General features: G+C 71.9%; 22 protein-coding genes and 1 tRNA gene. 11 read left to right on the forward strand and 12 right to left on the reverse strand.

What is annotated here, in order from left to right:
• Positions 1–122: 122 nt before the first annotated feature.
• Positions 123–1,436 (reverse strand): ROK family protein, encoded by a 1,314-nt coding sequence (locus tag ACIRPH_RS29110; RefSeq protein WP_402919986.1) that lies wholly within the window; start codon positions 1,434–1,436, stop codon positions 123–125.
• Between the two features lie 356 nt (positions 1,437–1,792).
• Between ACIRPH_RS29110 and ACIRPH_RS29115 the strand changes: the two genes are divergently transcribed.
• The 4 genes from ACIRPH_RS29115 (at position 1,793) to ACIRPH_RS29130 (ending at position 6,391) form a co-directional block, all read left to right on the forward strand.
• Complete coding sequence (locus tag ACIRPH_RS29115; RefSeq protein WP_402919988.1) at positions 1,793–4,288, forward strand: glycosyl hydrolase 2 galactose-binding domain-containing protein; 2,496 nt, start codon at positions 1,793–1,795, stop codon at positions 4,286–4,288.
• Positions 4,289–4,545: 257 nt separating this feature from the next.
• Positions 4,546–5,349, forward strand: coding sequence for a LacI family DNA-binding transcriptional regulator (locus tag ACIRPH_RS29120; RefSeq protein WP_402920226.1), 804 nt, complete (start codon positions 4,546–4,548; stop codon positions 5,347–5,349).
• Positions 5,350–5,594: 245 nt separating this feature from the next.
• Complete coding sequence (locus ACIRPH_RS29125; protein WP_402919990.1) at positions 5,595–6,080, forward strand: GntR family transcriptional regulator; 486 nt, start codon at positions 5,595–5,597, stop codon at positions 6,078–6,080.
• A gap of 17 nt (positions 6,081–6,097) precedes the next feature.
• Positions 6,098–6,391: a hypothetical protein gene (locus ACIRPH_RS29130; RefSeq protein ID WP_402919992.1), complete on the forward strand. Its 294-nt coding sequence runs from the start codon at positions 6,098–6,100 to the stop codon at positions 6,389–6,391.
• Between the two features lie 25 nt (positions 6,392–6,416).
• Here ACIRPH_RS29130 and ACIRPH_RS29135 read toward each other — a convergent pair whose 3' ends face one another.
• The 5 genes from ACIRPH_RS29135 to ACIRPH_RS29155 all read right to left on the reverse strand — a co-directional run bounded on the left by ACIRPH_RS29135 (position 6,417) and on the right by ACIRPH_RS29155 (position 8,780).
• Complete coding sequence (locus ACIRPH_RS29135) at positions 6,417–6,896, reverse strand: NUDIX hydrolase (protein WP_402919993.1); 480 nt, start codon at positions 6,894–6,896, stop codon at positions 6,417–6,419.
• 176 nt (positions 6,897–7,072) lie between these two features.
• Positions 7,073–7,160: transfer RNA gene (locus ACIRPH_RS29140), tRNA-Ser, on the reverse strand.
• A gap of 92 nt (positions 7,161–7,252) precedes the next feature.
• Complete coding sequence (locus tag ACIRPH_RS29145; protein WP_402919995.1) at positions 7,253–7,747, reverse strand: nucleoside deaminase; 495 nt, start codon at positions 7,745–7,747, stop codon at positions 7,253–7,255.
• 1 nt (position 7,748) lies between these two features.
• A complete protein-coding gene (locus ACIRPH_RS29150; RefSeq protein WP_402919996.1) occupies positions 7,749–8,237 on the reverse strand; it encodes a tRNA adenosine deaminase-associated protein in 489 nt (162 codons plus the stop codon).
• 42 nt (positions 8,238–8,279) lie between these two features.
• Positions 8,280–8,780, reverse strand: coding sequence for a tRNA adenosine deaminase-associated protein (locus ACIRPH_RS29155; RefSeq protein ID WP_267947321.1), 501 nt, complete (start codon positions 8,778–8,780; stop codon positions 8,280–8,282).
• A 321-nt stretch (positions 8,781–9,101) separates the two neighbouring features.
• Between ACIRPH_RS29155 and upp the strand changes: the two genes are divergently transcribed.
• The 6 genes from upp (at position 9,102) to abc-f (ending at position 14,237) form a co-directional block, all read left to right on the forward strand.
• Complete coding sequence (upp, locus tag ACIRPH_RS29160; RefSeq protein WP_402919998.1) at positions 9,102–9,755, forward strand: uracil phosphoribosyltransferase; 654 nt, start codon at positions 9,102–9,104, stop codon at positions 9,753–9,755.
• A 410-nt stretch (positions 9,756–10,165) separates the two neighbouring features.
• Entirely contained in the window at positions 10,166–10,399 is a 234-nt protein-coding gene (locus tag ACIRPH_RS29165; RefSeq protein ID WP_402920000.1) for a hypothetical protein, read from the forward strand.
• Between the two features lie 318 nt (positions 10,400–10,717).
• Entirely contained in the window at positions 10,718–10,882 is a 165-nt protein-coding gene (locus tag ACIRPH_RS29170; RefSeq protein ID WP_170293704.1) for a hypothetical protein, read from the forward strand.
• 18 nt (positions 10,883–10,900) lie between these two features.
• Complete coding sequence (locus tag ACIRPH_RS29175) at positions 10,901–11,410, forward strand: PH domain-containing protein (protein WP_402920003.1); 510 nt, start codon at positions 10,901–10,903, stop codon at positions 11,408–11,410.
• Between the two features lie 373 nt (positions 11,411–11,783).
• A complete protein-coding gene (locus ACIRPH_RS29180) occupies positions 11,784–12,014 on the forward strand; it encodes a hypothetical protein (protein ID WP_402920005.1) in 231 nt (76 codons plus the stop codon).
• A 561-nt stretch (positions 12,015–12,575) separates the two neighbouring features.
• Positions 12,576–14,237 carry a ribosomal protection-like ABC-F family protein gene (abc-f, locus tag ACIRPH_RS29185; protein ID WP_402920006.1) on the forward strand — a complete coding sequence of 554 codons (1,662 nt, stop codon included), beginning with the start codon at positions 12,576–12,578 and terminating at the stop codon, positions 14,235–14,237.
• 262 nt (positions 14,238–14,499) lie between these two features.
• Here abc-f and ACIRPH_RS29190 read toward each other — a convergent pair whose 3' ends face one another.
• Positions 14,500–18,375, reverse strand: coding sequence for a replicative DNA helicase (locus ACIRPH_RS29190; RefSeq protein ID WP_402920008.1), 3,876 nt, complete (start codon positions 18,373–18,375; stop codon positions 14,500–14,502).
• Positions 18,376–18,720: 345 nt separating this feature from the next.
• On the opposite strand from ACIRPH_RS29190, the gene ACIRPH_RS29195 reads away from it, so the two are divergent.
• Positions 18,721–20,070: an MATE family efflux transporter gene (locus ACIRPH_RS29195; protein ID WP_402920010.1), complete on the forward strand. Its 1,350-nt coding sequence runs from the start codon at positions 18,721–18,723 to the stop codon at positions 20,068–20,070.
• A 534-nt stretch (positions 20,071–20,604) separates the two neighbouring features.
• Here ACIRPH_RS29195 and ACIRPH_RS29200 read toward each other — a convergent pair.
• The 5 genes from ACIRPH_RS29200 to rpsF all read right to left on the reverse strand — a co-directional run bounded on the left by ACIRPH_RS29200 (position 20,605) and on the right by rpsF (position 23,486).
• On the reverse strand, positions 20,605–21,438 hold the full coding sequence (locus ACIRPH_RS29200; protein WP_402920012.1) for a peptidoglycan recognition family protein: 834 nt from the start codon (positions 21,436–21,438) through the stop codon (positions 20,605–20,607).
• A gap of 223 nt (positions 21,439–21,661) precedes the next feature.
• Positions 21,662–22,108 carry a 50S ribosomal protein L9 gene (gene rplI, locus ACIRPH_RS29205; protein ID WP_402920013.1) on the reverse strand — a complete coding sequence of 149 codons (447 nt, stop codon included), beginning with the start codon at positions 22,106–22,108 and terminating at the stop codon, positions 21,662–21,664.
• Between the two features lie 27 nt (positions 22,109–22,135).
• Positions 22,136–22,372, reverse strand: coding sequence for a 30S ribosomal protein S18 (gene rpsR / locus ACIRPH_RS29210; RefSeq protein WP_013155832.1), 237 nt, complete (start codon positions 22,370–22,372; stop codon positions 22,136–22,138).
• Between the two features lie 114 nt (positions 22,373–22,486).
• Positions 22,487–23,074, reverse strand: coding sequence for a single-stranded DNA-binding protein (locus ACIRPH_RS29215; protein ID WP_402920015.1), 588 nt, complete (start codon positions 23,072–23,074; stop codon positions 22,487–22,489).
• A 121-nt stretch (positions 23,075–23,195) separates the two neighbouring features.
• Complete coding sequence (gene rpsF / locus ACIRPH_RS29220; protein WP_267947333.1) at positions 23,196–23,486, reverse strand: 30S ribosomal protein S6; 291 nt, start codon at positions 23,484–23,486, stop codon at positions 23,196–23,198.
• Positions 23,487–23,795 lie beyond the last annotated feature (309 nt).

A 23,795-nucleotide genomic window follows, 5' to 3' on the forward strand; every position in this document is an offset into this window, starting at 1 on the left:
GCCCCCCGGGGGGGGGGGCCCCGCCCCGGCGGGGGGGGGGGGGGGTTGGGGGGGGGGGGGGGGGTGGCGGGGGGGGGGGGGGGGGGGGGGCGCGCGGGGGGGGGGGGCGCCCCCCCCACCGCTCACCGGTGAGCGGGCGCCGCCGACTCCGACAGGTCCTCGGGCAGGCGCACGCGCGGCCGCAGCGGCACCAGCCGCGACTGCAGGACCATGGTCGCCGCACCGATCGCGGGGGCCGTCGCCGCCGACGCGGACAGGCGCACCTCGACGGGGTGGCTGGCGCGGGCGAAGAAGGCGCCCTCCAGCTCCGACCTGATCGCGGGCAGGTAGACGGACCCCGCCACCGCCAGGCCCGGCCCCGTCAGCACGAGCAGGTCCAGGTCCATGACGTTGGCCAGCGTCCGCACCGCCGCCGCCAGGTACCGGGCGGAGCGCTCCAGGAGGGCGCGCGCGGTCGGCTCGCCCCGGCGCGCGGCCCGGACCACGGCGGCGAACTCCGCCGCCTCGGACCGCTCCGCGCGCCCGCCGCCCGGCCGCCCCCCTCCACCGGGGCCGTCCGTCGGGCCGCCGTCCGCGCCGCCGGTCCCCGCCGCCCCCAGCTCGGCGGCGCGCGCCAGGCCGGCGTCCGCACGCGCGGCACGCACCACCGCGGCGGGCCCGGCGAGCGCCTCGACGCACCCGCGCGCACCGCACCAGCACGGCGGACCGTCCACGTCCAGGCACACGTGCCCGATCTCCCCGGCGTTCCCGCTGGCCCCGTGGTAGGGGATGCCGTCGACCAGGAGTCCGGCGCCGATGCCCGTCCCCATGTAGACGGCGGCGAAGACCGACGTCTCGCCGACCCCTCCGGACCAGTACTCGCCGAGCGCGGCGGCGGTCGCGTCGTTGCCGGGCACCACGGGCAGGCCGCAGGCCCTCTCCAGCTCCTCCGCCACGGGGAAGTGCGCCCAGTGCCGCATCGACGGCAGCGGCCTCGCTCCCCCCGTCGCGGAGACGAGGCCCACGCCCAGGACCCGGTCGCGCTCCACCCCGGCCCCCTCGACCAGCGCGTCGACCTGGCGGGCCGTCCGGGCGACCATCGCGGCGGGGTCGTCGCCGCCCGCGTCGGCCCTGGTCACCCTGGACACGACCGCGCCGGTGAGGTCGGTGAGCGCGTACGTGACGCCCATCGGGTCGAGGTGCACGCCGACGGCGTACCGGGCCCCGTGGTCGAGCTGGAGCAGTACGCGCGGCTTGCCCCCGGTCGACTCGGCGCGGCCGGTCTCGCGGACCAGGCCGTCGTCGATGAGCGCACGGACGACCGTGGAGATGGTCGCCCCGGTGAACCCGGTCGCGGCCACCAGCCCGGCCCGGCTGATGGTGCCCGCCGCCCGGATGACGTCGAGGACCGCCGCCCTGCTCGTGGTGTGGGGGGTGGCGCGTGATGGACCGCCCAAGGGAACCTCCGCCGCTTCCGTGCCGTGGCGTCCGCGCTGGGAGCGGCCCCGGTGCACGCCCGGCGACCGTGCCGCCGCGCCCCGGCGGGGCGCGTACCAGCGTACCGCCGCACGCGCCCCTCCCCAGGGGCGGCGGCCGGGGCGGGGAGGCCGCGGGGGCGGTCTGCGGGTGCGCCGGCCCCGTCCACGAGCGGGGACGCGGACCGCTCTCCTTCCACGGGGGCACCGCACCCCATTGACTTAGTTAGTTCATCGAAGTAAGAATCTCCGGAGTGGTCCGGCGCACATCGGCGCGCCAGGCCGCCGACGGCCCGCCTCCCCCGGGCGGCCGTCCCCCACCCCCGGAGAGGCAGAGGATGATCCGCCGCACCCTGCATGACGGCTGGCTGCTGACGAGCGCCACCGGAACCGTCCCCGAGCACATCGCGGGGCGCTCCGTCCCGGCCCTGGTACCGGGCAGCACGCACCTCGACCTGCTGGCCGCCGGGCTCATCCCGGACCCCTACCTCGACTCCAACGAGACCGAGCTGGCCTGGACCCACCGCGTGGGCTGGCGCTACACCCTCACCTTCGACGCCGAGCAGGCCTCCCCCGCCGAACACGTGGACCTGGCCTTCGACGGCCTCGACACCGTGGCCACCGTCGAGCTCAACGGTGTGGAGCTGGGGACCACCGCCAACATGCACCGCGGCTACCGCTTCCCCGTGGGCCGCGTCCTCCGCGAGGGCTCCAACGACCTCACCGTCTCGTTCCGGCCCGCGCTGGAGTACGCCGAGGAGGTCCGCGACGCGCTCGGCGCGCGCCCCCACACCAACACCCACCCGTACAACATGGTCCGCAAGATGGCCTGCTCCTTCGGATGGGACTGGGGCCCCGACTTCCAGACCGCGGGGATCTGGAAGCCCGTGCGCCTGGAGCGCTGGAGCACCGCCCGCCTGGCCTCGGTCCGCCCGCTGGTCACCGTCGGCGAGGACGGCGTCGGCCGGGTCGAGGTCCACGCCGACGTCGAGCGCTCCCTCATCGAGGCCCCGGCCGCCCTCACCCTGACGGCCGAGGTCGCCGGGCACACGGCCACCGCGACCCTGGCCCCGGACGCCGACACCGGCGTCGTCGTGGTGGAGGTCCCCGACGCACGCCTGTGGTGGCCGGTCGGCTACGGCGACCACCCCCTGTACGACCTGACCGTCACCCTCGCCCCCGGCGGCGGGGCGTCCGCCGGCGCCCCGGCGGCCCTGGACACGGCCGAACGACGGATCGGCTTCCGCACCGTCACCGTGGACACCGAGCCCGACGAGCACGGCACCCCCTTCACCGTCACCGTCAACGGCAGGCCGATCTTCGTCAAGGGCGCCAACTGGATCCCCGACGACCACTTCCTCACCAGGATCACCCGCGACCGCCTCGCCCGGCGCGTGGACCAGGCCGTCGACGCGCACATGAACATGCTGCGCGTGTGGGGCGGCGGGATCTACGAGAGCGAGGACTTCTACGACGTCTGCGACGAGCGCGGCGTCCTCGTCTGGCAGGACTTCCTCCTCGCCTGCGCCGCCTACCCGGAGGAGGAGCCGCTGCGAAGCGAGTTCGAGGCCGAGGCACGCGAGAACGTCGCCCGCCTCACCTCGCACGCCTCGCTCGCCCTCTGGAACGGCGGCAACGAGAACCTCTGGGGCTTCATGGACTGGGGCTGGCAGGAGCAGCTCGGCGACCGCACCTGGGGCCACGGCTACTACACCGACCTCTTCCCCCGCATCGTCGCCGAACTCGACCCGACCCGCTTCTACTCCGCGGGCAGCCCGTACAGCCCCGGGTTCGCCCCCGACGACGTCCACCCCAACGCCGAGGCGCACGGCACCCGCCACGAGTGGACCGTCTGGAACCAGACCGACTACCGGGCCTACCAGGACCACGTCCCCAGGTTCTGCTCCGAGTTCGGCTTCCAGGGCCCCCCGACCTGGACCACGCTCACCGACTGGGTGCACGACGAGCCGCTCACGCCCACCTCGCCCGCCTTCCTCCTGCACCAGAAGGCCGAGGACGGCAACGGCAAGCTCGACCGGGGGTACTCGGCCCACCTGCACACCCCGCGCACCTTCGAGGACTGGCACTGGGCCACCCAGCTCAACCAGGCCCGCGCGGTCGCCTTCGGCATCGAGCACTTCCGGTCCTGGTGGCCCCGCACCTCCGGGGCCCTCGTCTGGCAGATCAACGACTGCTGGCCGGTGACCTCCTGGGCGGCCGTGGACGGCGACGAGAGGCTCAAGCCCCTCTGGTACGCCCTCCGCCGCGCCTACGCGCCCCGCATGCTCACCGTCCAGCCCAGGGACGGGCGCCTCGTCGTCGTCGCCGTCAACGACACCGACGAACCCTGGTCGGGCCCCCTCGACCTGCGGCGCGAGGGCTTCGGGGGCGAGGTGCTCCACACCGGGAGCGCGCAGATCTCCGTGCCGCCCCGCTCGACCGCCGAGGTCGAGCCGGAACGGCGGCTCCTCGCCCCCGCCGACCCCGACCGGGAGGTCTTCGTGGCCGCGTCCGGTGAGGTGCGCGTCGTCCACACGTTCCGGGAGGACCGCCACCTGGCCTACGACCCCGAGGCCCTGACCGCCGTGGCGGCCCCCGTCCCGGGCGGCTACCGGGTGGACGTGCGCGCGTCCTCGTTCGCCCGCGACGTCTCCGTGCTCGCCGACCGGGCGGCCCGCGACGCCGAGGTGGACGACATGCTCGTGGACCTGCTGGCCGGGGAGACGCACAGCTTCACGGTGCGGACCGAGGCGGAGATCGACCCCCTCTCGCTGACCACGGCACACGTCCTCCGCTCGGCGAACACGCCGCACGCTTCGGCGAAACAGGTCTGATGGGCCGTCCCGAACCCGCCGGGGGGGGGGGGGGGGGGCGGGGCCCCCCCCCCCCCCCGCGCCCCGCCGCCCCCCGGGGGGGGGGGGTAGTGCGCGGGCTGGGGGCGGGGGGGGGCGCCCCCCGCAATGCGGTGCGCGGGCACCCCGCCCCCGGCCCGCCGCTCGCCCAACCCCCCCCCCGGTGGGGCCACACCGGGGGGGGGGGCCGCCCCCCCCCCGCGGGGGGGGGGGGGGGGGCCGGGCCCCCCCCCCGCCGCCTGCTCAGCGCGGAACCGTTCTTCATGGAGTTCGTCGCCGGGATCGAGGAGCGCGTGGCCGCCCGCGACATGGCGTTCCTGCTGCACCTGGTGGCCGACGCGGACGCCGAGAACGCCACCTACCGCCGGTGGGCGGAGCGGCGCCTGGTCGACGCGGTGGTCGTGGTCAACCTCGCCGAGGAGGACGCCAGACCCGCCCTCCTGCGCGGGCTCGGCCTGCCGGCGGTGCTGGCGGGCGTCCAGGAACCCGACCCGTCCGGCGCCCCGGTGGTCCGCACCGACCACGTGTCCCCGGTCCGGGAGGCCCTGGCACGCCTCCTGGACCTGGGGCACCGGCGGATCGCCCGGGTGTCCGGGCCCGCCCGGCTGCTGCACACGCGTGCCCGCACCGCGGCCCTCGCCGAGGGCTGCCGCCGGGCCGGGATCGCCGCCCCCGTCGTCCTGGAGGGCGACTACTCGCACGAGGAGGGCGCACGGCTCACCCGGGAACTGCTCGGCCGCGAGCGGCCCCCGACGGCGATCCTGTACGACAACGACGTCATGGCCGTCTCCGGCGCGGAGGCCGCCCGCGAACTGGGCGTCTCCGTCCCCGGGCAGGTCAGCATGGTCGCGTGGGACGACTCGACCCTGTGCCGCCTGTCCTCTCCGGCGCTGACCAGCGTGAGCGTGGACGTCTACCGGTACGGGACGGAGGTCGGCGCGTCGGCGCTGGAGTGCGCCGACGGACTCCCCGTCGCGGAGCGGTGGTCTCCCGCGGCGGCCTTCGCGGCCCGCGGGAGCACGGGCCCGGCCCCCGCCCCGTAGCGGGAGGGAGCGGGCGGCGGGGCGGGCCGCCCGCTCCCCGGGGCGGGGAGAGCCGCCCCGGGGCCGGCCGGAAGGACCGCCGCCCGGTCCCCGCGGTCGAAGCGTTCACTCGTGTCCGCACCGGCGAGCGTCTTCACGGTTCCCATGCCGAACCGGGTATCTGTACAGAGTCGCGCAACGTGGTCGCGAGAAGAGCTCCTACGAGCCGCCGATGGTTCCCGTGACCCTGCCCTGGAGGAACACGCTTGAGTCCGCGCACCCCGTGGGGGACCTACCACCGGATCGCGGATGCCCTGCGCTCCCGCATCGCCGACGGGGACCTGGCGCCGGGCGACGCGATCCCCTCCGAATCCGCTCTCGGCGAGGAGTTCGGCGTCGCCCGCACGACGGTGCGCCGGGCCCTGGCCGAACTGGCGTCGGAGCGGCTGGTCGAGACCGTCCCGGGGACCGGCCGCGTCGTGTGCACCACCGATGAACGCGAGAGCACACCCGGCGACGCTCCGCCGCCCTCCCGGCACCGGCGCATCGCCGCCGACCTGCGGGAGAGGATCGCCTGCGGCGACCTCGCCCCCGGGGACGCCCTGCCCGGTGAGGCCGCCCTCGTCCGCCGGTACGGCGTCTCCCGGAGGACGGCCCGTCAAGCCCTCTCCGAGTTGGAGGGGGCCGGGCTCGTCATCGCCGTCCACGGCAAGGGCCGGTTCGTCCAGGGGCCCGCAACGCCCAGGGGCTAGCCCGGTACAGGCGGGACGTGTTCACCGGACGCGGGATCTCGCGCGAGAACTGCTCGAAGGTCCGCTCCCCCGTCGCCGGGCGCAAGGCGCGCTCCCTGCGGGCGGGGCTCGGTGATGACGCCGACCTGGTCGAAGCCTCGGCCCGACCGCACGGCATCGGGTCCTCGCGACGAGGGACGAGAGCCGTTGGATCTCCTCGAGAGCGCCGGCTGCCGGAGATCCTGGAGCGCTACGCACCCGAGGACCTGGCCCACGGGCCCGTCACCCGTTCCTCACCGCTGCCGACGACGTCGGTGCGGTCCCCGGCATGACGCCTGGCCGGGGCCGGCTGACCGCTCACCCGATGCGGGTCGGGCCTCCGGCGAGGAAGTGCTCGACGCGCAGCCGCATGGACCGGTCCATCCGGTAACCGGTCAGCTCGTGCCTGGGCACCCAGAGGACCTCCTCGGACTCGTCGCTCGGCGTGGGCTCACCCGCAAGCGGATATGCCGCGAACACGAGCGAGAACTCCCGCCGCGCTTCGCCGTCGCTCGTGTAGTAGATGATGTGCTTGGGGTCGCTGTAGATGCCGATGGTGCCGGTGAGCACGCAGGTTATCCCGGTCACCTCCAGCGTCTTCCGAACGGCGGCGTCGGGCACGGAGACGCACAGGTCCACATCGCCTCCGGGCACCGCCCAGTTGTCGTTGTCGGTGCGGCGGATCATCAGCACCTCGTCGCGCTCGTTGACCACGAACACGTTCACGGACGGGACGAGGCTGTTCGCCGCCGGGACCTGCAAGAAGAAGCCGGGCGCCAAGAAGCGCCAAAGCGACATGGAGGCAAGTCTTCACGAGGGCGTCCACAAGGATCCCCACGGAACCTCCCCGGGGGTCGAACCCCGGGAACGCGAAGGGCCGCTCTCTCCGACCGTGTGCACCGTATGCGCACCGGCCCGGATCAACCGGACCCCGCGGACGAAAAAACCGCCCCCGGCGAACCGGGGGCGGCTGGTGGCGGTGGAGGAGGGATTTGAACCCTCGAAGGGTTGCCCCTTACCCGCTTTCGAGGCGGGCGCCATCGGCCACTAGGCGACTCCACCGCGAGCAACTCTACCGGATGCGCCACGGTGCGGAAAACCGGATGGCCCGATCGGTTCCTGCGGCCTCCCGGACGCCCTCCGGGGCGGGCGGGTCAGCCGCGGTCCCGGCCCGCGCGGCGGTGCTCGAAGAACGCGGTCAGGAGTTCGGCGCACCTCGCGGCGACGTCCGAGCCGACCAGGTCGGGCGACACCACCTCCGGTCGGTGGTTGAGCCGCGGGTCGCGGACCACGTCCCATACCGACCCCACGGCGCCGGCCTTGGCGTCCCGCGCGCCGAAGGCCAGGCGGTCCACCCGTGAGAGCACCGTCGCGCCCGCGCACATCACGCAGGGTTCGAGGGTGACGACCAGCGTGCAGCCGCTCAGGCGCCACTCACCGCGCGCCCGGGCCGCGGCCCGCAGGGCCAGCACCTCGGCGTGCGCCGTGGGGTCGCCCGCCGCCTCGCGTTCGTTGTGCCCCGTCCCCAGGACCGCGCCCCCGGCGTCCAGGACGATCGCTCCCACCGGGACGTCGCCCGTGGACAGGGCGAGCTCGGCCTCGGCGACCGCCGTCCACAGTGCGGCGTCGAGGACCCCGCGGTCGTCCACGTCACAGCCTCATGGCGTCGAGGATGTCGCCGAACCCGGCCCGCTCGGCCACGACGGCGAGGACGTCGGCGGGGAGGACGCCGCTGCCGACGGACAGCGAGCGCAGCTCGTCGCCGGCCACGCCCAGGTCGGTGATCAGGTCGCCGTCCCCCACCGGTACCGGGTTGGGGCGCGATCCCGCGCTCTCCGAGGGCTGCGGGGCGCCGAGGGCGCCCGCCTCGGAGAGGACGGAGGCCACGGGGTGGTCGTGGACCACACGGCCGTCCGAGAGGTACACGCGCGGCTCACCGCCGTCGTCCGCGGCGCGCACGACGGCGAACCACTCGTCGTCGGCTTCCACCAGAAGGAGCGCGCTGTCGCTGCCCCGCTCTGCGGCGAAGTCGAGCATCAGGTCGGTGACGTCGTCGATGACGTCCACGTCCCCGAGTTCGACCTCGGTTCCCCGCCATGTCTTCCCGTTGGGGGCGAAGACGGCTGCGAAGGTCGACACCGCGTGCTCTCCTGTTCTCCAGGGTGTTCTACCAGGGGTCCCTTACCCCATCCCGTCCAGGACACGCTGGAAGGACTGTGCGAATCCGAGGCGTTCGGACACGCTCGCCAGGACCTCGTCGGGGTACAGGTCGAGGTCGCCCGCGAGGGCGCCGAGCTCCATCTCGTCCAGGCCGAGGTCGGCGACGATGGACAGGTCGCCGGCGGGGAGCACCTGGTCGAGGTCGTCGTCATCGGGGAGGTCGATGTCCAGGTAGTCGAGGACGTCCCTGGCGACCTGCCAGTCCACCGACGCGGTGACGTCGGAGAGGAAGAGGGAGACGTCCTCCCCGTAGACCCGCACGATGATGAAGAAGTCGTCGCCGACCGACACCAGCCCGAGGGAGCCGCTGATGCTCGGTTGCTGGCGCAGCGCGTGGATCAGGCCCTTCAGGTCGTGCGTCAGCGTCACGGGGAGGAGGTCGACGTCCCAGTACTCCTCTTCCCTGTACGCGACCGCCGCGAAGTCACCCGAGTCGTCGTCACCATGATCGAGTACTGTCATCGTCACCCCAACCCGGCCGGTGTATCGGTGCGGACGAGGGAGAGCCGCGCCCGTGCGAGTGCAATGGTAACGATCACTCCCGCTCCGCCGTCTCCCTCGGTCCGTGTCAGTCCGGACCACGCTCTCATGAGAACGGGGCCCGCGCTGCCGCCCCGGCGGTTCCGTCGAGCCGCCCCGGGGGCGGGCCGGCGCCCCCGCAGGTCCACCGCGTGACAGGCGCGGCTCCGGGATGCCCTGTTCCGGGTGGTACGCGCGGTTAGACTCGGGCGGGCCCCCATCCCCAGCCACCGTCCCGTTATCCCAGCTCACCCGGAGAACGTCTTGGAAACCCTGGTCGTCGACCATCCCCTGGTCGCGCACAAACTGACCACCCTGCGCGACGTGCGGACCGACTCACCGACCTTCCGGCGCCTGACCGACGAGCTGGTGACCCTGCTCGCCTACGAGGCGACCCGCGACGTCCGAGTGACGGACGTCACCATCAGAACTCCCCTCGTGGAGACCACCGGAACACAGCTGACGCGTCCGACGCCCCTCGTGGTCCCGATCCTGCGCGCGGGCCTGGGCATGCTCGACGGGATGACCCGCCTGCTCCCGACCGCGGAGGTCGGCTTCCTGGGCATGGCCAGGGACGAGGACACGCTCCAGCCCGCGACCTACGCCGACCGGCTGCCGCAGGACCTGTCCGGCCGCCAGTGCTACGTGCTGGACCCGATGCTGGCCACCGGCGGCACGCTGGCCGCCGCGCTCAAGCTCATGGTCGAGAGGGGGGCGGACCACGTCACCGCGATCTGCCTGCTCGCCGCCCCCGAGGGGCTGGTCGCCGTGGAGCAGAAGCTGGCCGAGACCCTGGCGCCGGACCACGGGGCGACCCTGCGCGTGGTGACCGCCGCGGTGGACGAGCGCCTGGACGAGAACGGCTTCATCCTCCCGGGGCTGGGCGACGCGGGCGACCGCCTGTACGGCTGCGCCTGAGCCCTCCCCCTCGGCCCCAGGAGCCTCAGCGCCCAACCGGATCACCGGTTGGGCGCTTTTTCGGCTCTTTTGAACTCCGGACGAATGATCGACCGAAAATCGGGCATTGAACCCGGAGGCAGCCGCGTCACGCCAGGTGGCGCACCCCTCCGGAGGCAAGCGTCGACACGGCTTGCATTAGCCGAATTCATTTCGAGATTGGAACGTAACAGATTAGAGTGATCATGGTTCCTGACCACCCATAACCGCGAAGGCCAGCCGGACCGAAACCACGCCGCACGGCCGGGGTCCACTGGAGCGGAGGCCCGAGTCCGCTTCCTGCGCGGCGTTCAGGCAACCCTCCGTCGACTACCCAAAGACCCCGACCGCACACGCTGCGCCATCAGCCCCCACGGCCCTCAAGGAGTGAGATGCCCGAGACCCCCTCCCCCTCGACCGACCGCGACACCCGCTACGGCTCCGTCGTCGACCGCCTGTCCGCGGAGTTCTCCGGCGTCCACCACGATTCCACCGTCACCCGTTGCGTCGACGCCGCCAGACACGGCGCCGAGGACGTCATGGGCCGTGCCACCCCCGACCTCGTCGAGCGGATCGCCCGGCAGCACCTCCAGGTGCTCGCCCTGGCCTTCGCCGAGCAGCACTAGGAATCCGCTCCGCACGAACCACGAGTTTCGGCCCGACCGTCACTCGCATCCGCAGGGGGAACCAATCGGCCCCGGGGAAGTCCCTCCCTTCTCCGGACAAACCGTCCCTAATGCCCTGACCTGCGAGGGGCTCCGACCGTATTCCGGTCGACCGAACACTGGTTCACCAACACCACCGGAACCGGACACAGCCCGCAAGCGCGGTAGGACGGACATACCGCCACGCCGAGGGTGCGCCCCAGGCTTTACGGGCATCATTGTCAATGGAACAATCACTGCTGGGTTGGTGGGTCAGGTGGATTCCAAGGGGAGTCAGTCGTGGCGAAGTTGAAGAAATGGGGCGGCTACGCTCTCATCGGTTTCGTGGCGTTTTATCTGCTCACGCAACCGGAAAGCGCCGCTGGTGTGATCCAGAGCGCGTTGGGCGGTCTGATGGGTGGCGCGGAGTCCATGTCACGCTTCGTCAACGCACTGCTGCCGTAGTGGGGATGGACGGGTGCCATGCGGCTCGTAGCGTCGAGTAACAGCGCTCCGGCGTCGGTCAACCGCTACCTGCTGCCGCACGAGCAGGACGTCGTGACCATCCGTCGGCACCCCGCGGTCCTCATCGGGCCGGTCGGGGCCGTCCTCGGTGCGTTGATCGTCGCCGGCATCATCAGCAACACCCAGATCGCGGACAGCACCGCGGCTCTGGCGATCATCTGGTGGCTGTGGCTGCTGGTGCTGGTGTGGTTCGTCTGGCGGGTCGCGGAGTGGTCCGTGGACTACTTCGTCATCACCTCGGCGCGCCTCCTGCTGACCACGGGGCTCATCACCCGGCAGGTCAACATGATGCCGCTGGGCAAGGTCACGGACATGAGGTTCGAGCGGACCCTGGTGGGCCGCTTCCTCGGCTACGGCACCTTCGTGATGGAGTCCGCCGGTCAGGACCAGGCCCTGAGCCGGATCGCCTTCATCCCGTACCCGGAACAGTTGTACCTGGAGGTCGTGGGGCTCATCTTCAAGGAGTGAGCCACCGCAGGTCCCGACCACCGTCACGGGGCATCCGCCGAGGGCGGATGCCCTTCGTCGTGTTCCCGCCCCCCGCGCGCCGGCCGCGGGCCCCGGAGAGCAGGGCCACTCGCCCGATTCGCCCCTTGTTCACCTTCCGTTCACCTTGCCTCGGGGCCACACTTCCCTGCCCCCGCACCGCGGCCACCTGCGCGTCGGTGGACCACCCACACCCCCCTGACATGGGAGGATGCCCGCAGGGGGAAGACATCCTACAGATCCGCAACACGGCATCCCTACCCAGCGGACGCGAACCTTCGCAAGCCAATCGAATTGACGCGAAGGTGAACATAGGGTTAACTCATAACATCTGATACGGAAACGAGGAGGGCCCATGGCGCGCTGGACAGACCGTGCACCACACCCCACTCGCTCCGCGACGCCCCGTCGGCGTATCCGCCCCGCGGCTGCGACCCGCCGTCTCTCCGGCCTCACGCCCGAGCCCGTGCACGTTCCGCAACCGCGCGAGGACGCCGACGCCATCGCGTCCGACTACCCGATCATGCACTGGGTGCTGGTCACCGACCACAACGGTCGGACCCGCCCGGAGGCCCGCTGGCTGTAGCCGCACGAGCGACCGCCGAGTGAGCCCTTCGCCACCGCGGCGAGTGCTCCGGAGATCAAACGAGCGAGTGACGTGAAGGGGCCGCCCCACAGGGGCGGCCCCTTCACGCGTTCCCGAACCGGCCCCCGAACGGGACGACGGCACCTTGTCGCTAAAACGGTTTGTCGATTAATCGGAATCTGGCTGACCGAATACAGGACCCCAGACGTCGACTGATAGTGATCCCCGTCTCACCGAAAGCACACTTGACGCCAAGGGAAACGAGACGTACCGTTTTCCACATGAGGCTGTACATCTTCCTGTAGATCCGCGCCCGACGCCCGCGTCCGAGCACCTTCGCACCCGCTGTCCAGCGGCGACACCCCTGTCGCCCCTCCAGCACCGTGCGGCTCCGCCGACGTCGCCGTACCGCGGTCGACCCAGGGAAGCCTCAGCGTCCCCGCTGTACCGGACCCCGTCTCGCCCGTGCGAGTCCTGTCCGAAACCAGTCGGCACGCGTGCTCCTCCGGCGATCCGCGGCCCCGTACCGCCAGACCGCACCGCAGCCCAGGAGGCGCACACATGCACACCGCCGCACTTCGAGCACACTCCCAGCTCACCCTCGACGAGATCAGCAAACGCTATGGCGACCACACCGTCCTCGACCGTGTCACCCTCACCATCGGCCCGGGTGAACGCGTCGGAGTCATCGGGGACAACGGATCGGGCAAAAGCACCCTGCTGCGCCTGCTGGCGGGCGAGGAGCGCCCCGACAACGGGGACCTCACCGTCAGGGCCCCCGGAGGGGTCGGCTACCTGCCCCAGACCCTGGAAGGGGTCGGCGTGCGGACCGGCACCGTGGCGGACGTGATCGACGCCGCACTCGCCGACCTGCGGGACCTGGAGGCGCGGTTGCGCGCGGCCGAGGCCCGCCTCGGCTCCGCCACGGCCCGGGAGATGGACGGTTACGGCGACCTGCTCGCCGAGTTCGAGACACGGGGCGGCTACGACGCCGACGCGCGCGTCGACGCCGGGCTCCACGGTCTGGGCCTCTCCGGGCTGGACCGCGGGCGCCCGCTGCGCACGCTCTCCGGAGGGGAGCGCTCACGTCTGGCCCTGGCCGCGATGCTGGCGGCCTCGCCCGAACTGCTCCTCCTGGACGAGCCCACCAACGACCTGGACGACCGCGCGGCGGCCTGGCTGGAGAACCGGCTCCGCAACCACAAGGGCACGGTGGTCGCCGTCACCCACGACCGGGCCTTCCTCGCCGGAGTGACCGACACCGTCCTGGAGGTCGACCACGAGCTCCACCGGATCAACAGGTACGGCAACGGGTACGCCGGGTTCCTGGCCGCGAAGGCGGCGGCCCGCGCCAGGTGGATCCGGGAGTACCAGGACTGGAGGGCCGACCTGGCCAGGCAGCGGACGCTGGCGGACAACAACGTCGCTGCGCTCCGGGCCATCCCTCGCAAGGTGGACAAGGCCGCGTTCGGGCACGGCGGGTTCAGGATGCGCAGTCGGGCGCACGGCTCCATGAGCCGTATCCGCAACGCCAAGGAGAGGATGGAGAGACTGACCTCGGACCCGGTGGCGCCGCCCCCGGTCCCGCTCCGGCTGACCGCCGAGTTCACCGGGACCCCGCAGGAGGAGCCCGGCCCTGCACCGGTCGCCGCACTGGAGCGGGTGCGGGTCGGCCACCGGCTCGACGTCCCCGCACTGGAGCTGGCTCCGGGTGAGCGCGTCCTGGTCACCGGCCCCAACGGGGCGGGGAAGTCGACCCTGCTCCGGGTCCTCGCCGGGGAGCTGGCCCCCGGCCCGGGGCGGGTCCGCGTCCCGGGGAGGGTCGGCTTCCTGAGGCAGGAGGACGGCGTGTCCCTCACCCGGCGGACCGTGCTCCAGGCGTACGCGGCCGGCCGCCCCGGCCCGGCCGAGGAGCACCGGGAGGAGCTGGCCTCGCTCGGGCTGTTCCGGCCGAGGGAGATGGACCAGGCGGTGGCGTCTCTCTCGGTCGGCCAGCGCCGCCGGATCGAGGTGGCCCGACTGGCGTCGGGCGTCCACGACCTCCTGCTGCTGGACGAGCCGACCAACCACCTCTCCCCCGGTCTCGTGGAGGAGCTGGAGGAGGCGTTGTCGCATTTCACCGGTGCTCTGGTGATCGTGACACACGATCGGACGATGCGCGGGAGGTTCGCCGGCCGCCACCTGCAGATGCGGGAGGGGATGATCGTCAGGGACTCCGGGTGAGACGGCCGTGACTCTTTGTCGACAAATCGGCTTGACAACAAAGAGCCAAAGAGGCTGACCGATAAACGGGCCCGTCGCGGTGCGGCGGGCCCGGCCCCTCCCCCGGGCCGACCCCGTGCTCGACGGCACGGCCTCGCCCCGGCCCCGGACACCCGGCTGCGCGTGAGGACCTCCGGGTTCCGCGGGAGCACCGGGGCCGCCGCGCACCCGGTGCACGGCGGCCCGGGCCCACCGGCGCGGACACGGCCGTGGGCGCGACGGCCTATCCGGGAGCCATGTCGACGAACCGGCTGTAGTGGCCCTGGAAGGCGACGGTCACGTCCGCGGTGGGGCCGTTGCGGTGCTTGGCCACGATGATGTCGGCCTCACCCGCCCGCGGCGACTCCTTGTCGTGCACGTCCTCGCGGTAGAGCAGGATGACCATGTCCGCGTCCTGCTCGATGGAGTTGTGGACGCTGATGCCGTTCGCGACGAAGTTGTGGGTGCCCTCCACCGTGGCGTCGAACACCTCTCGTTCTCCCAGGGGCTCGATCTCCACGACCTCGTCCCAGAAGACGTCGTTCGTGGCCAGGAGTTCCAGATCGCTGTCGTCGAGCACGGCTGCCACCCTGGACAGCCGCGTCCGGCTGGGGGCGGTCTTCCACATCGCGCTCCCGCAGAACTCCGTCTCCATGGCGGTGGAGAACTGCCTGTGCGTCATGCCCTTGGCGCCGATGGTCGTCCGCACCCTGTCCCACACCTGCACGGGGATCGTGTCCAGGTTGGTGTTGCCCCGCCGGCCCTCCATGCCGGCCACGCACTCTGCGAGCCGCGCCGACCGGGCACCGTGGCATCCGACGACCTCCGCGAAGCGGCGCTGGTTGTCCATCCCGTAGACGTCGAGGGTGTAACAGACCCGGTAGCCGCTCTTCCGTACCTTCTTGATCCGCGTCATGATGCCCAGCCTGGCGAGCAGTACGGCGATGCCGTCGACCAGACGGCGGCTCGTGGTCGAGTAGTAGATGCGGGCCTGGCCGCCCTTCTCGTTCCAGTAGGCGCTGCCGTCCGTCGCCCACAGATGCCGGAGGAACAGACCGATCTGGCGGTCGGAAAGGGAGTACACCCCCTCGGGAACGAACTTCTCGTGGCTGCGCAGTCCGAACAGCCCCAGACCGTCCAGCCACGCTGCGATGGGGTTCCGCTTCCCGTGCGTCAGCCGGAAGGGGGCCGGGAGCCGCAGTGTCGTCGTCCGCGCGGAGGCGTACTCGTCCCGTACCGCCGTTATGCCGAAGTGCCGGGCGGCCTCCTCCACCACCGCGAGGTTCGCCTCGTCGGTGTTGGCGTAGCGAATCGGCTGGCGACGGACGAACGAACCGTCCCCGATGAGGTGGGCGAGCATGATGACCTCGGCCTCGGGCCACTCGGTCGTCCGGCCCGGCTCAGGAACGCTCCGGGCCACCGCGACCTTCTCCCCCACTCCGAGGTTCTCGAGGGCGGTCCATCCGTCGAGGTTGAGGAAGGGGTGGTTGCCGGAGGCGACGACCTCCCTGCCGGAGGCCAGCCGCAGCCGGAACACGTCCTTGACCCCGCTGGAGAAGACATGGGTCATCGTCCTCGGCACCAGGCGAAGACGCTCGTCGAGCGACCACACCGGAATGTCGCGTTCACCGCTCCGGTAGAGCTCACCCATGGTCACCTCGGCGCCGGTGTCAGCTCGCAGCACACGCGTCTCAGCGACAAGGCAACCGGATTCGCGCAGGTCGGAGACTTGCGGGCGCTTGTCGGTGCGCTGTTCGGGACCACGGTTCAGCTGGGAGAGCGCCACCACCGGCACCTCCAGCTCCTTGGCCAGGAGCTTGAGGGACCGGGACATCTCCGAGACCTCCTGCTGGCGGCTCTCCACGCGCCCCGGCGAACTCATCAGCTGGAGGTAGTCGACGATCACCAGTTTGAGGTCGTGCTGCTGTTTGAGCCTGCGGCACTTGGCCCGGATCTCCATCATCGACATGTTGGGGGAGTCGTCGATGAAGAGGGGCGCGTTGGCCACCTCGCCCATGCGCCTGGCCAGCCTGGCCCAGTCCTCGTCGGTCATCAGGCCGGAGCGCATCGTGTGCAGGGGCACCCGGGCCTCCGCCGACAGCAGGCGCATGACGATCTCGTTGCGGCCCATCTCCAGGCTGAAGAAGACCGAGGCCATGTCGTTCTTGATCGACGCCGCGCGCGCGAAGTCCAGGGCCAGGGTCGAGTTGTGGGTGGGGATCATGGAACGCGTGGCGAGGAACAGGTGGTCGGGATGGTCGACCTGCACGCACCGGACGGGAACGCTGTCCACCTGGCGGACCCCGGTGATGAACCTGGACCCGATCCGGGCGTAGCCCCGTCCCTCACCGCGTTCCCGATGGGTCCGCCGCTTGCGCTCGATCCCGAAGACCTCGCGCGTGGAACCGAACGTGATCGTGTAACAGGTCGAGGAACCCTCCGTGCGTCCCCGGACCCGCTTGCGGGACATCCCCGTGCGGTGGCCCAGGCTGTGGGCGAGTTCGCGGAAGTCGTTGGCCAGGCGCTCGTTCGTGACCGCGAACTGGACCGAGCCGCCGGCGTTGACGGTGCCGTCGCTGTCCAGCAGGCCCGCCATGAGTGCCCGCCGCTGGGACACGGACGCCCTCAGGTAGGCGTTGGGGATGTGCTTGTCGCCCAGGACCCGGAGCGAGCGGAGCAGGGCCTGGACGCTGCCATGGTCGTCGATACAGCGCCGGCACCGTGTCTGGCCGAAACAGGGGGTCCCGCAGTCGGCGCAGGTGGTGTGGGGCGCGGGCTCGGAGACGAACCTCGCCCTTCCGCCGCAGGACTGACCGCAGATGCGCACATGCGGAAGTCTGGGGGTGAACCGCGTCCCGCAGACGACGCACTCCCTCTCCGGACGGGAGGGGTCCTCAGTCGGAAGGAAGACCCCGTAGGTGCAGGTGTCCCGGCCCACCGGCTTGGTGACCAGCCCCTCGGCCTCGATGTTCGTGAGGACCTCGGGATCGGTGGTGGTGATCCGCGCCTCCTGCGAGGATCCGTCACCCAACCAGGCTCCGAGGAAGTAGGGCGGCAGGGGGAGGTCGCGCTCCGGCAGCGCGATCGGAGAGGTGTTGACCACCGAATGGTTCAACCTGCGGTCGGCGGTGTCCAGGCGCTGCGTGCGGAAGATCTCCCGAGTGGTTCGCACCCCCGGGAGGGCACGGGGGGTTCCCCCCGTGGCGCCGGCCTCCTGGGCCGCGCGGCGGGAGGCGCGGGTATGGGTGAGCCACTGGTGTTCGGCGTCGGCGATCACCGTGGTGCCGTCGTCGAAGGTGATCTCGAAGCAGGGCCTGTCGGTCATCGCCTCGGTGGCGGCCACCACCCGGGTCGGGGTGCCGTCGGCGGCGAGGAGTCGGTCCCCGACCTCCACCTCCCCCATGGTGGTCCATCCCTCGGGCGTCGGGAGGGGGGTGTCCAGGGCCAGGGCCTTACCGACGGCCGGCCTGGCGGCGATGATGATCATCTGGCCGGGGTGGAGGCCGTTGGTGAGGGCGTCGAAGTCGGCGAAGCCGGTGGGCACGCCGGTCAGGGTGCCGTCGCGGGCGCCGATCGCCTCGATCTCGTCGAGGGCGCCGGGCATGATGTCGGCGAGGACCACGTAGTCCTCGCCGGTCCGCTTCTCGGCGACCTTGTAGATCTCCGCCTGGGCGTGGTCGACGAGGTCGTCCACCTCGCCGTCGCCGGCGTAGCCGATCTGCGCGATACGGGTGCCGACCTCGACGAGGCGGCGCAGGACCGCCCGGTCGGAGACGATCTTGGCGTAGTAGCCGGCGTTCGCGGCGGTCGGGATGGCCTCGGTGAGGGTGTGGAGGTAGAGGGCGCCGCCGACGCGGGTGGCCTCGCCGCGCTTGGTGAGCTCGGCGTTGACCGAGATGGCGTCGACCGGCTCGCCGCGGGAGAAGAGGTCGACGACGCTGTCGTAGATGATCTGGTGCGCGGGGCGGTAGAAGTCCGCGGAGCGGATGATCTCGACGACCTGGGTGATGGCGTCCTTGGAGAGGAGCATGCCGCCGAGCACGCTCTGTTCGGCCTGGATGTCGTGGGGTGGGGTGCGCTCGTATCCGCCTTCTTCAGGTGGCTGCTCAGCGACACTCACGAACGCTCTCCCCAGGACCGTGCTCCGCCGGTCCGAACGGGCCGACCCTTCCAGGATGCCCCATCGCGACCGCTGGGGACGCCGCGGACGTGACCTGTGGACGGAGCCGTCACCGCCATGTCCCGCCCCCTGCGGGGCAGGGCGGGCCCAGGTTGTGCACATCACCTGTGGATAACTTTGCCATGACCCTCGCATATACGCTTTGATCTGCAAAAACACCGTGCGTAGGCGGGTCGTGCAAGATGCCTCACAGGGAGTGTTTCCACAGGTTATCCACAGGCATCCGGGCGGGTGTGGACAACTCCACACCCGAGTAGAACGCCTGTCCGATACTGTGGCCGGGTCATGCTCAAACTGCTTTCGGCCGCCCCCTTCCGGCACCGCCACGACCGCGAGATCTTCGCCCTGGCGGTCCCCACGTTCTTCGCCCTCATCAGCGAACCCCTGTTCCTGCTCACCGACGCGGCGGTCGTCGGCACCCTGGGCACCCAGGCGCTGGGAGGGCTGGGCGTGGCGGGGCAGGTCCTCCTGACCCTGGTGGCCGTCTGCGTCTTCCTGGCGTACGGCACCACGGCGGCGGTCTCCCGCCGGTTCGGCGCCGGCGACGTCGCGGGCGGCATCCGCGACGGCGTCGACGGGCTGTGGCTCGCCGTCCTGCTCGGGGCCGCGGCCATCGCGATCGGCTGGCCGCTGGGGCCGCTGATGGTGGACCTGCTGGGCGCCTCGCCCGAGATCGCGCCCTACGCGCTGACCTACCTGAGGATCAGCCTGCTCAGCACGCCGTTCCTGCTGATCGTCATGGCGGGCACCGGTGTGCTCCGGGGGCTCCAGGACGCACGCACCCCGCTGCTGGTCGCGGTCGCCTCCTACGCCGGCAACGCGGTGCTGTGCGTGGTGTTCGTGCTGGTCCTGGACTGGGGCATCGCGGGTTCGGCGTGGTCGACGGTGATCGCGCAGGGTGCGGGGGCGTTCTGGTACGTGGCGGCGATCTCCCGTTCCGCGCGGCGTGCGGGGGTCTCCCTCGCCCCGACCGCGGCGGGGCTGCGTGCCTCGGCCTCCGCGGGGTTCGCCCTGTTCCTGCGCAGCGTGTCGATGCGGGTGGTCGCGCTGGTGACCACCGCGGTGGCAGCGCGCCTGGGCGACGAGTCGATCGCCGCGCACCAGGTGAGCTACAACATCTGGGCCCTGCTGGTGTTCGCCATGGACGCGATCGCGATCGCCGGCCAGTCCATCGTGGGCCGGTACCTGGGCGCGGGGGACGTGCGGGGCACGAAGGAGGCCACCCGCCGCATGGTGGAGTGGGGGGTGATGCTGGGCGCGGTGTTCATGGTCCTGGTGTTCCTGGTGCTTCCGTGGGCCCCGGTCCCCTTCACGTCCGACGCCGAGGTGCGGGCCCTCATCATGGCCACGCTGGTGGTGGTCGCCCTCATGCAGCCGCTGAGCGGCGTGACCATGGTCCTGGACGGGGTGCTGATGGGGGCGGGCGACCAGCGCTACCTCGCGTGGGCGTCGCTGTGGACGATGGCGGCGTTCCTGCCGTGCGCCCTGGTGATCCCCCGCTTGGCGGAGGACTCGCTGTGGGGGCTGGTGGGGCTGTGGATCGCGTTCACGGTGTGGATCCTCGCGCGCGCCGTCACCCTGGGCGCCCGTGCGCGGGGAACCGCCTGGCTGGTGACCGGGGCGACGAGGCCCTGACGGGGACGCCGCCGCGCGGGCGGGTGCGCGGGGCTCCGCGACGCCGACGCTGATGCCCAGGACGAGGCGGGAGCGCGGGGCTCCGCACCGGGCCCCGGGCCCGTCGTGCCCCCGCCTGCGGGCGGACCGGGCGCGTGGAGGCCGTTCGCGGGAGCGGCGCGTCCGGCCCTGGTGCGGGCACGCCTCATGGTGGCGGGCCGCGGACTCCCCCTTGTGAACCAGGGGACCACGGGCCGCCGGTCCCCGTCCAGGGCGGACATGTCGACCTGTGGACAAGTCGCTCCGCCGTGTCGACCTGTGGACATGTCCGTTCCGCCGCTTGTCGACTCGTCGGGAGGCCGACATGCGGACGGGTCGACACCGGGCACACGGCGGCGGGCCGCTCGCCCCTCCCCCGTACCGTCCCGGGCCTGCACGGCCCTCGGCCGCCGCTGTCCCGCCGCCCCCGTGCGGCGGCGGACCCGCCCGGACGCGAAGGAGCCGCCCCGGGGGGCGGGGCGGCTCTCCGACGGGCATCGTGTCAGGTCCCGCGGGTCACGGGGACGCGTCGAGGTCGCCGACCGCCGGGCCGTGGTAGAACGGCACGGCCCGTTCGGCCTGCGGGACCCTCGGGTAGGTCGGCAGCTGCTCCAGGGTCAGCTCGGTTCCTGCGACCCGGCTCAGGTGGCTGAGCTGTTCGCGCATCCTGCTCGTCACGTCCTTGCGCAGCTGCGGGAGCATCGAGTAGAGCTGGTCCCCGGGGCAGCTCGTGGCGTTGTAGTCCCGGTGGCCGACGATGGCCTCCGAGGGGTTCAGCTGGTAGACCAGGCACAGCCACGCGCAGGTGTCGACCAGCGACCCCATCAGCGCCTGGGGCGGGGTCTCCGAGGTGTAGGTGCCCTCGTTCTCGATCCCGATGGTGTGCGAGTTGTGGTTGGCGGTGTGCGCGCCGACCACGTGCTTGCCGTCGCGGATCGCCTTGAGGGACAGGTCCCTGCCCTCCATGATGTGCCCGCCCCGGCTGATGGTGAGCTGCTGGCCGGTGTCGCTCCACCCGTTGCTGTCCATGTGGTAGCGCTGGATGGACCTGGACAGCGCGGCGGCGTGCTGTGTCGAGGTGTCGGACCCGTTGCCCGTGGCGGTGTGGTGCACCACGATGTGGGTCGGCCCCTTGGACACCAGGTCGATCTTGTTCCTGGGCGGCCTGGCCTGCCAGTCGGCGCGCGTGTAGACCTTGGGCATCGCGGCGGCGGAGGCCTGCCCCGCCGTTGATATGCCCATCATCCCGCCGAGGAGCACGCCCCCTGCGGCGAGGGCGGTCCCGCGCAGGATCGTCCTGCGGTCCACCTGCGGGTGTCGGTCCGGATCGGTCGTTCTCTCTACGGCCATCGGTCGTCGTCCTCTCCGTGCGGGGCGCCGCGACGTGCGACACCAACACAGACAACACGATAGGTTACAAAGAGTAGTCAAAGTGTTGCTTTCGGTAATGAGGCGTGTCAGGAAAGCCCCACCCCGCGCGAGCACGACCGACCCCGCCGGAACACGCCCCGCAACGAAGCGGGCCCCGCCTCTCCGAGGAGAGGCGGGGCCCTGACGCGTCCGGTGCCCGAAATCAGGCGCCGACGACGTCCAGCTTGATCGTCGCGGAGACCTCGGGGTGCAGGCGGACCTGGACCTTGTGGCTTCCGACCGACTTGATCGGGTTCTTGACCTCGATCCGGCGCTTGTCCAGCTCGGGACCGCCGGTCGCCTTGACGGCGTCGACGATGTCCGCGGGCGTGACCGAACCGAACAGACGGCCGCCCTCGCCGGCGCGCTGCTTGAGGCGCACGGTGAGCGCACCGACCTGGCCGGCGACCTGCCTGGCCTCGTCCAGGGTGCGGATGTCACGCGCGGAGCGCGCGCGCTGGATCAGGTCGATCTGCTTCTGACCGCCGCGCGTCCACCGGATGGCGAACCCGCGGGGCAGCAGGTAGTTGCGACCGTAACCGTTCTTCACCTCGACGACGTCGCCGGGGGCTCCGAGACCGTTGACCTCGTGGGTCAAAATCAGCTTCACGACAAAAACCTCCCTCGGATATCGCCGCTAGCGAGCGGTGCTGGTGTAGGGCAGCAGGGCCACCTCGCGCGCGTTCTTGATCGCGGTCGCGACGTCGCGCTGGTGCTGGGTGCAGTTGCCCGTGACGCGGCGGGCACGGATCTTGCCGCGCTCGGAGATGAACTTGCGGAGAAGCGTGGTGTCCTTGTAGTCGATGTAGGACTGCTTCTCCTGGCAGAAGAGGCAAACCTTCTTCTTGGGCTTGCGCGCTGCCGGCTTCGCCATCGTGGTGCTCCTTCGCAAGAGCCCCGGGGTCCTCCCGGGGATGGTCTGTGGATGGAAAGGTGGCTCGACGCCCTGGGGCGCCGGGCCGTGTGCTGCGTGGTGCGGGGTGGAGCGCTAGAACGGGGGCTCGTCGGAGAAGCCTCCGCCGCCGCCACCGAACCCGCCGCCACCGCCGCCACCGTTGGTCGCCCACGGGTCGTCGGCCGGGGGGCCGCTGCGGCCTCCGCCGCCCTGCGCCCCGCCGAAGCCGCCGCCCTGGTTCCCGTAGCCGCCGCCACCCTGCTGGGGCTGGCCGCCGCCGAAACCGCCTCCGCCGCCGTTGCCGCCGCCGCCCTGGCGCTGCGTCTTGGTCACCTTCGCGGTGGCGCTGCGCAGAGCCGGGCCGACCTCCTCGACGTCGATCTCGAAGACGGTCCGCTTCTCACCCTGCTGGGTCTCGTACGAGCGCTGCTTCAGCCGGCCCTGCACGATGACGCGCATGCCCCGCTGAAGGCTCTCGGCCACGTTCTCCGCGTACTGCCGCCAGACAGTGCAGGTGAGGAACATGGACTCGCCGTCCTTCCACTCCCCCGACTGCCTGTCGAAGGTGCGGGGCGTCGAGGCCACACGGAAGTTGGCGACCGCGGCTCCACTGGGCGTGAAGCGCAGCTCAGGGTCGTCGACGAGGTTGCCGACGAGCGTGATCTGGGTTTCGCCTGCCATGGATGGGCTCCGGTTCGAGGTAGTCGGTTCAGGCGGTTTCGCCTGCTCCCCCGATCATCCGCGCCGGTACTGACAGAACCGGGACGGACGGGAGGGGGTGAGGGGTACGGGCAGGGCCGTCCTAGTGGACCTCGGGCCGGAGGACCTTGGTGCGGAGCACGGCCTCGGCGAGACCGAGCTGGCGGTCGAGCTCCTTGACCGTGGCGGGCGTGGCCGTCAGGTCGATGACCGCGTAGATGCCCTCGGGGTTCTTGTCGATGTCGTAGGCGAGACGGCGCTTGCCCCAGATGTCGACCTTCTCGACCGAGCCGCCGTCGTTGCGCACGACGCCCAGGAAGTTCTCCAGCGACGGGGCGACGGTGCGCTCGTCGAGGTTCGGGTCGAGGATGACCATGATTTCGTAACGACGCATAGGCGTACGTTCCTCCTCTGGACTGTTGCGGCCATGGAATCTCCATGGCAGGAGGGCAGGAGTCCGCGAGCTGTTCCGCGCCGGGGTCGGCGGGCCTCGCACGGACTCTGAGCCATACAGCCCCCAAGGTTACCAGCCGCCGCGTACCGCCGGTGATGGCTGTGGACGGCCGGACACGCGAGGGGGGCGGGGGGGGGGGGCCCCCCCCCCCCCCCCCCCCCCGGGGGGGGGCCCCCCCCGGGGGGGGGGGGGGGGGCGGGCGCCCGCGGGGGGGGGGGGCGGGGGTGGGGGGTGGGGGGTGTGGCGGGG

The sequence above is a fragment of the Nocardiopsis sp. NPDC101807 genome (assembly GCF_044766605.1).
Lineage (GTDB): Bacteria > Actinomycetota > Actinomycetes > Streptosporangiales > Streptosporangiaceae > Nocardiopsis > Nocardiopsis tropica.